The organism is uncultured Caulobacter sp., from assembly GCF_937900395.1.
In the GTDB taxonomy this organism is placed as follows: domain Bacteria; phylum Pseudomonadota; class Alphaproteobacteria; order Caulobacterales; family Caulobacteraceae; genus Caulobacter.
Genome location: NZ_CALCDX010000173.1, coordinates 1 through 2837 on the forward strand (window position 1 = coordinate 1; position 2837 = coordinate 2837).

Annotated in this window: 2 protein-coding genes and 2 pseudogenes; 1 reads left to right on the top strand and 3 read right to left on the bottom strand. The window is 71.4% G+C overall.

From position 1 onward, the window contains the following. Nucleotides 1-256: 256 nt before the first annotated feature. Nucleotides 257-499: pseudogene (locus Q0379_RS24245) on the top strand (glycosyltransferase); the annotation flags it as partial. Nucleotides 500-613: 114 nt separating this feature from the next. Here Q0379_RS24245 and Q0379_RS24250 read toward each other — a convergent pair. The 3 genes and pseudogenes from Q0379_RS24250 to Q0379_RS15275 all read right to left on the bottom strand — a co-directional run. Continuing rightward, nucleotides 614-2386 (bottom strand): annotated as a pseudogene (locus Q0379_RS24250) (conjugal transfer protein TrbE); the annotation flags it as partial. Between the two features lie 3 nt (nucleotides 2387-2389). Continuing rightward, nucleotides 2390-2656: a VirB3 family type IV secretion system protein gene (locus tag Q0379_RS15270; protein ID WP_299010539.1), complete on the bottom strand. Its 267-nt coding sequence runs from the start codon at nucleotides 2654-2656 to the stop codon at nucleotides 2390-2392. Then, a partial coding sequence (locus Q0379_RS15275; RefSeq protein WP_299010542.1) for a TrbC/VirB2 family protein occupies nucleotides 2656-2837 on the bottom strand: 182 nt, incomplete at its 5' end. The genes Q0379_RS15270 and Q0379_RS15275, both read right to left, overlap by 1 nt.

Sequence of the window (2837 nt, forward strand, 5' to 3'; positions counted from 1 at the left end):
CAAGACCGCCGAGTTCACGATCACGCTGAAGAAGGTGGAGTGGGCGCATCTGCCGGAAGTCGATGACGCTTTCGCCAAGTCGCTCGGCATCGCCGACGGGAGCCTGGCCGCCTGGGTCAAGGCCATCAAGGACGACGGCCTGCCCTGGAAGCACGTGAGCGACCTGGGGTTCTGGAACAACGCTGCCGCGCAGGAATACGGTGTGCAGAGCATCCCCTACACCGTGCTGGTGGACCTCTTTCCCAGCCAGAAGGCCGTGCTGGACGCCCAGCTTGCGCTGCGCGCCCCGGACAGCACGGTCTACCGCTGGCTGGGCTACGGCCAGCAGGCCCGCGACCTGCTCGAGCGCGCCCGCGCCTTCGTCTTCGCCGCCGAGGAGGATTTCGGCATCGCCATGGTCGAGGTGCAGGCCTGCGGCGCGCCGGTGATCGCCTACGGCAAGGGCGGGGCCGCCGAGATCGTGCGCGACCTGGACGAGCCGGCGCCCACCGGCGTCCTGTTCCACCAGCAGACGCCCGAGGCGCTGGTGGCCGCCATCCAGCACTTCGAGGCCCATCATCTCCGCGTCACGGCCAGCGCCTGCCGCGACAATGCCGAGCGCTTCGCCAGCCCCATCCAGCAGGCGACCGTGCGCCCCGCCCAGCACGAATGGCGCCAGCGCCGCCTTAAGGGGCGGACTGGCCAGCAGCGCGACCAAACCCGTCAGACTGCGCTCGGCCAAAGGGGCGCCGGCCAGACTGCCTAGCGCCGCCCAAAGGTGCTCGCGCACGGCCGGGGTGATGGCGATGCCCTCGCGGGCGAGGATCGCCGCCAGCCAGTCGGCCGCCCAGGCGCGCTCCTCGGGCGCGTCGATCAGGGCCAGCGGCTGGAGGATCGGCGCGGCCCGGCTCTCGCCCGACAGGTCCTCGAAGTCGCCGCCCATGGCGAGCGCGGCCGCGCGGCTGGACGCGCCGAAGTCGAAGGCGAAGACTTGCGCGTCGCGATAGCGCCGGAACGACAGGGCCAGCATGGCCAGCAGGACGCTCTTGCCGGCGCCGGTCGGCCCCACGACCAGGGTGTGGCCGACATCATCGACATGCAGCGACAGCCGAAACGGCGTCGAGCCGGCGGTGCGCGCGATCAGCAGCGGCGGGCCACCCAGGTGGCGGTTGCGCTCGGGTCCGGCCCAGACGGCCGACATAGGCGCCAGGTGAGCCAGGTTCAGGGTCGAGAGCGGCGGCTGGCGGACATTGGCGTAGGCGTGGCCAGGGAGCGTGCCCATCCAGGCCTCGACAGCGTTGACGTCCTCGCGAATGACGGTGAGGTCGCGCCCCTGGATCACCTTCTCGGCCAGGGCCAGCTTGGCGTCGGCGCGGGCCGGATCCTCGTCCCAGACCACGAGACTGGCCGTCACATAGGCGTAGGCCACCGCGTCGCCGCCGAGGTCCTGCAGCGCCAGATCGGCCTCGCCGGCCTTGTTGGCCGCGTCGTTGTCGACCAGGGCCGAGGGCTCCTGGGTCAGGGCCTCGCGCAGCAGCACCAGCACCGACTTGCGCTTGGCGAACCACTGGCGGCGGATCTTGCCCAGGAGCGCCTGGGCGGCGGCCTTGTCCAGGCAGAGCGCACGGGTGGACCAGCGATAGGCGAAGGCCAGGCGGTTGAGGTCGTCGAGCAGGCCCGGCGTGGTCGACGGCGGAAAGCCGACCAGGGTCAGGACGCGCAGGTGCGCGCGGCCCAGGCGTGGCTCAAGCCCGCCGGTCAGGGGCTCGGTCGCGAGAAGGCTGTCGAGATAGATAGGGGTTTCAGGAACCGCCACGGCCTGGCGGCCCGTCGACACCGCCCCATGCAGGAAGCTCAAGGTCGCTGGATCATCGAGCCAGGAGAGTTGCGGCATCAGGCCGTCGAGCAGCGCCAACAGCCGGCCTGACCGATCGATGAAGGCGACTAGCTCGGCGCGCCAGTCGACGTCGCGCCCGGCCCGCCCCTCGACGAACAGACGCTCGATGCGGCCCCGCTGCTCGGCGGGCGGCAGGTAGCTGAGGGTCAGGAAATAGCGGCTCTCGAAGTGCTCGCCGCTGTCCTGGAAGTCGGCCCGGCGCTCGGCGTCGACCAGGGCCGACACCGGGTCGGGAAAGCGGCTGTCGGGATAGGCCCCCGACGGGTCGCGTCGGGCTTCCACGAAGATGGCCCAGCCCGAACCCAGACGGCGCAGGGCGCCGTTGAGCCGCGCGGCGACGGCGGCGACCTCCGCGTCGGTGGCGCTGTCGAGGTCGGGGCCTCGGAACTCGGCGGTGCGCTGGAAGCCGCCGTCCTTGTTGAGGACGACACCGGGGGCGACCAGGGCCGCCCACGGCAGGAAGTCGGCCAGCAGGATCGGACGGCGCCGGTATTCGCGAAGGTCGAGCACGGCTCAAGCCTCCAGGCGCACGGGCAGGCGCACGTGGCGGCGGCCGACGTCGAAGATCTGCGGGTCGCGCCGCGCGATCCAGACGGCCAGGCCATGACCGACCAGCCAGACCGCCAGGCCGACGATCCAGAGCCGCAGGCCCACGCCCAAGGCCGCGGCCAGGGTGCCGTTGACCAGGGCGATCGCGCGCGGGGCGCCGGCCAGCAGCATCGGTTCGGTCAGGGCCCGATGGACGGGCGCGGCGAACCCCATCGCGCGAACGCCGGCCATCAGACCAGCGCTCCGCCGCCGAACGAGAAGAACGAAAGGAAGAAGGAGCTGGCGGCGAAGGCGATCGACAGGCCAAAGACGATCTGGATCAGCTTGCGCGAGCCGCCGGAGGTCTCGCCGAACGCAAGGGTCAGGCCCGTGACGATGATGATGATCACCGCGATGATCTTGGCGACCGGCC